Source organism: Methylobacterium sp. E-041 (assembly GCF_022829665.1).
In the GTDB taxonomy this organism is placed as follows: Bacteria; Pseudomonadota; Alphaproteobacteria; order Rhizobiales; family Beijerinckiaceae; genus Methylobacterium.
In genome coordinates this window covers 1-5,045 of record NZ_JAKSYQ010000280.1, presented here as the reverse complement: position 1 = coordinate 5,045, position 5,045 = coordinate 1, and the positions used below count along the sequence as shown (strand labels likewise).

At 55.8% G+C, this 5,045-nt stretch carries 4 protein-coding genes; 3 read left to right on the top strand and 1 reads right to left on the bottom strand.

Annotated features, from left to right (window positions below; all coding sequences use genetic code 11):
• From MKK70_RS24810 to MKK70_RS24800, 3 genes are all read left to right on the top strand, one after another.
• The coding region (locus tag MKK70_RS24810) for a sugar transferase (RefSeq protein WP_243950535.1) at positions 1 to 148 on the top strand (148 nt) is incomplete at its 5' end.
• 86 nt (positions 149 to 234) lie between these two features.
• Positions 235 to 465: a hypothetical protein gene (locus MKK70_RS24805; RefSeq protein ID WP_243950533.1), complete on the top strand. Its 231-nt coding sequence runs from the start codon at positions 235 to 237 to the stop codon at positions 463 to 465.
• Positions 466 to 599: 134 nt separating this feature from the next.
• Positions 600 to 806 (top strand): hypothetical protein, encoded by a 207-nt coding sequence (locus MKK70_RS24800; RefSeq protein WP_243950531.1) that lies wholly within the window; start codon positions 600 to 602, stop codon positions 804 to 806.
• Positions 807 to 1,886: 1,080 nt separating this feature from the next.
• On the opposite strand, the gene MKK70_RS24795 is transcribed toward MKK70_RS24800, so the two are convergent.
• On the bottom strand, positions 1,887 to 2,729 hold the full coding sequence (locus MKK70_RS24795) for an energy transducer TonB (RefSeq protein WP_243950530.1): 843 nt from the start codon (positions 2,727 to 2,729) through the stop codon (positions 1,887 to 1,889).
• Between the last annotated feature and the right edge of the window lie 2,316 nt (positions 2,730 to 5,045).

Sequence of the window (5,045 nt, the reverse complement as noted above, 5' to 3'; positions counted from 1 at the left end):
GTGGCAGGTGTCGGGGCGCAGCGATTGTTCGTATGCCGAGCGGGTGGCGCTGGATCTCGATTACGCTACGCATTGGGGGCTGGGTCGCGACATCGCCATCATGCTGCGCACGATCCCGGCGGTCCTGGCTCAACGCGGCAGTCGCTGACCCCACCAGCACGGGCGACATTGCTGCGGCAATCCTGGGCAGGGTAGGACGCCGGCCTGGCTGTCATCAGCCGGCGGAGACAGGTAATGAAGGCCTTGCTGCTGAATGCCCTGCTCGGCCTGGGGTTGGGCCGATTTGGCTCGATCTGGCTGGCTGTGGTGTTTGTCCCGATCGTAGCCCTCGAGGTGGCTTATGGCGTCTATAGCTTCCACTTGAGCCCTGCTGCGTGCGTTCGCCGGGGCCTGACGCTTCTGATCTGCGCGCAGCTGGCCTTCCTGCTCGGCGCACTCATGCGCCCGATGCGCAACGAAACCTGATCCACCTCATCATGGTGTGTGGGGACCGCCTGAGACGGGCTGTTCTGCCACGCACGGATGGTGACAAGCGGGTTGGTAAATGATTTGCTAAGACCCTCGCGGCACGCTGGGTTTGCGCTGCGGAGGGATCAGCTTTGGACGAGAACGACCCGCTTTGGTACGACTATGCCGAGCCTGACGAGGCTCCTGGCCTGTGGCTGCATGCCTTGGCTGGTGTGTTCTGGGTGCTGGCGAGCAGCATCGCGGTGGCACGGCACGTTTACGGGGTGCCGGACAGGGTTTGGCAGTGGAGTGCGGGCTGGATTGCCCGGCGTATTGCGACCAGAATTCGGCGCTTCTGAATCCCTTCGGACGTTTTTGCCACCACCGGAGGGGCATTTGTCTGGCGGATTTACCCTGTCGGAGGACGCATGAGGAAGGCTTTGCGCCTTCTTGGCGGCTGGTTCGCGGTATCGCTCCCCCTCGGCCTGTTCCTTGGTCGCTTTATCGCGGCCGGGCAGCGGCGTCGAACGTTTGAAGTGCGGAGCAAAGACCGCATGCCGACGAACTCCAAGCCGGAAGCGCGGCGAGCAACGTAAGTGGTAAAGCCCGACCTTATGGGGACATTCCTGGATCGTGCAGCCCTGTAAACGCTCTGCGACGATTGGGCTCGTGATGGAACAATTTGGGAGCGTCACTTGCTACTCAGTCCGAAACAGAGGGCTGAGCCGTGAGTTTATTGCAAAACGAAACAGGGGATCCGCCGTTTCCCGTTCAGAAAGTTGGGATCGGCCGGCGCTTGTTCGATCGTTTCGGCTCGATCCTGATCTTGATGATGGTGCTGATGGTCGTCGTCGGTTGGATCGGCGCGATCGGCTGGACGTTGATCTGGCTGCTGGGTTGGTACGGGACCTAGCGTGGTGACGGCGCGTTCGACACGGGATCCTCTCGCATCAATGGGGCGTCCTGACACAGGCGCCAGAACTCGAGGAAGCCGACGGCATAAGCGGCAAGGCCAACGGCAGCCCAGTGCATGATCACGATCCCATAGCGTCCCGCAGACCATCGTGCACGAGAACGATTAAGAGCCCACCAACGCGGTCACACACCGGCGGGTCCAGGAATGATAATGACATTTCTGATCGCTTGGCGAGAGAAAATAAAACTATTTTGCTTCCCGCGCAGCATTTGGCTTTCAAACCGCGCAAAAGCCGCGGGAGTCCCGTCATGATGCCCAGCGGATGAAGATTGGCTGCGTTTGGTGGTAGGGGCCACCTCCCTGGGCATTGCCACGACGTGGCATCGTTCTAATGCCGCCATAGGATCGATCAGATCGTACGCCAGCGATACCGCCGCTCAGCCTTCGCAAGTGTTATTGGCTCAAGCACAAAAGACTCATCACGATAGTCATAAAGCTTAAGATGCTGCAATATAATTAACGCTTACTCAACCTTCCGAAGCATTTTTCTTTTGCCTGTGTTCAATGTGAAAACAATTGGTAGGCTAAAGTTCAGGCCCTTAGCTGCTACGGAAGCTGGCGGAGCCGGTACTGGATCGGCCCGTTGCATCATAGTCAGTGCCGCTTGGTCGATAGCTGCTTCTCCGGAACTCTTGGCGACCGTAGCACTCACGACATGACCACTCTGGTCCAGAACAAAGCTAAGAGTAACCTGCGCGTTCTGATCGGCTGTTATGGTTGGGTAACTACGGTAGCGAGTGAGGTGGACAACAAGCTGCTTCTCCCACGTCTTCCGTATGCGCTGCTCCGCCTGTTTCGCATTCTGCGCCCGTGCCTCTGAGATAGCTCTATCTGCCGCGGCCTGAGCAAGGGCATTCGCATCTTCAAAATGAAACCTCTCTTGCGAGGGTGTATCCCTCGCTGAGCTCAGAGCCAGACTCTCCGGCTGACTAGTTGACCCTGATGTTTTAGATCTTGCTTCAATAAAATATTTGTCTTCCGACGACGTTATCGTTGGCGACTCTACCGAACGAGCGGCTAGTTTTTCGTCTGAAACGTTATCTTCAGGTAGCGAAGAAGCAGCCATTCCAGCAGCTTCAGCTGATAGAACGTCAAACTCTAAGGTAATTTCGTTGTTCTTCGTTGATATAATTTCATTGTCTTTGGGCACAGATATTTCAGCGATCGATACAAAAAATGTTACATGCAAAAGTAGAGCCGTGGAAACACAGGCAACCCAGAGGACTTTATGATCCGATGCCCCTGCGAGCGACTCAAGAAGTGCTTGGCTACGCCGGTGAGCTCGTTTGAACGCGGCTGCTATCACGGGCTTAGAACCGCAGGCGAGAAGGTCAACGATGCAAGCTGCAGCCTCGTAGTTGATCCGAAGTCTCTGGTGGTCATAACCTGATTTTGGCCAAAATCTCTTGTCAAAGTAGCCCCTGCATCGAGTGGCTATGATTGGCTCCGCATGATACAAACAGCATGCAGTTGTGAATTTTGCACTCCGCCGTAGCTGATATTGCGAGGCAGAGCTAGTTTTTAGATGTTTACCATAGCGATGATTTCAGATGGTCATGCGGTCGCCACGTGGCTGAGTTGACGTGGCCTCATCGAAAAATGTGTCATTTTGGGCTGGCGCAGAGAATGCACGAAGCGCTCATACCGATGTCATGCTGCCGAGGTTGCCGGTGAAAATTCATGCGCACATCGTCAACGCAACGTTGGTGTTTGCTGCGTTGGCCTTGCTGCCTGAGGCTTCGTCAGCGGCAACGTTACGTGAGAAGTGGCAAGCTGAGGAGCGTGGGTTTCGCACGCTGAGCGGGTCGATTTGTGACGGATGCGATTCAAGACCGGCGGCTTCGCGTCGATCCCCTAAGAGCTACTCCGCACTCGTTGATCCCATTGCTGTCTTAGAAAGATCCTCGCGTACGACAGCCAGGTATTTGGCATCGGCCTCGCCAACAGCAAGGCTACTTTCAACCCCAATTGTTGACCGAACGCTTGCGTCAACGAACCAACGCATCTCGCGTAGGTACGCACGAATTCTTGCCCACCGTCGACTGGCAAAGCTTATTCGTGCTCGTCGCTACGCGGCAGTGATTGCTCGACGTAAGTCGCAAGCTGCGGCTAATGCTGCTGCAGCTAAGTATAAAGTTGATTTTGGGCGTATCGAACAGCAGACTCAATAGATATTATCTTATAATATAATGAATACCTATTGGTGTCTTATTTTTAGCACTGGCTTATCAGATTGAATATGGACCACTTTCAATTGCGGCCACGCAATTGACTTGCTCTCGTATCTTGAGCGCAATCGCTGAAAGAGGCTATGCTCCCTAATGGAAGCTAGACGAAGTTTGGGCGTTGTCGACATCGCTTATTTCGACAAAATTTCTTTCTCCATTGTTCCAGACGGTCCAAGCAGGTCGTACACCTCGGAGCACCAGTCCGCCGATCCATTCCGCACGTATGCTCGTCGAACCTCTATAGACCACTTGCGAAGTTTATCCTCGATAATAGGTTCTTCGTTGTTAGAGACTGATGCTGCCATTCGCAGGGTTGTTAATTGCCCAGCACGTACACGAAATTTTGGGCATTGAACTTCTGCAAAGAGCGATGCTGCAGCGATCTTTGCATAATACTCAAGCGCATCATCACGCCTCGAACTAGAGGCCGGCTGGATGAGATTGAGGATAAATCCTAAAATCAAGAAGGGCACGGCATTCTATGCTCGACAGGGCGTTTTCTGAAATACTTAATACTCTCAGATGGGGCACTATCTAATCTGGTGGCTATGATATTCTTTTGTACCTGAAGAGCCTCGAGGGATCAAAGCAGTGGTTGTAGTGCCGATGTGACCTCTGCGTAGGGCATCCTCGTGTCGCTACGAGGCGGAGGTCCTCCTGCTCGTCTGCGGGCTGCTTGGGGCAAATTTCGCTTCATCTCGAGTTCGTTAGATGCCGAGGCTAAGGTGGTTTTGATGGAGTGGGCTCGTGGTTTCAGTTGTAGGGCTGCTCTTTTGCCCGATCGGATTGCTGGTTCAAGGCAGAGTGTCGCTTTTATATCGCATCGCTTGGGATTCAGAGGCTTAACGGGTGGGAGCACCAGTTAGAAAGGGTGGAGTGCGATAAGGTCACGCCAGGGCGGGCTTGGCTGGAGAGGCGCGAAACGGGCGCTGTGTCCGTCTTTTGGGTGAGACGGGGATCCGGTCATCGAGAAACCGCAAGGGCTGATCGACGTGACACAACGCAAACCTGCGACGCGCCCCGCGCGTCGGCTGGCCGGCCTCGCCGTCGCCGCCGGGCGGGCGGCCGGGCTGGCAGCGTCCGAGACGCCGGAATCGGCGCTGCCGGACCGGCCGGCAGCCCGGCGGCGACGGCGAGGCGGGCCAGGCGAAGCGCAGGGCGCGGCGCAGGGTTGCGTTGTGTCACGTCGATCAGCCCTTGCGGGTTCTCGATGACCGGATCCCCGTGTCAACCAAAAGACGGACACAGCGCCCGATTCGCGCCTCTCGAGCCAAGCCCGCCCTGGCGGGAACTTATCGCACGCATACCTTTCTAACTGGTGCCCCCACCCGGTAAGCCTCTGAATCCCAAGCGATGCGAAATAAAAGCGACACTCTGCCTTGAACCAGCAATCC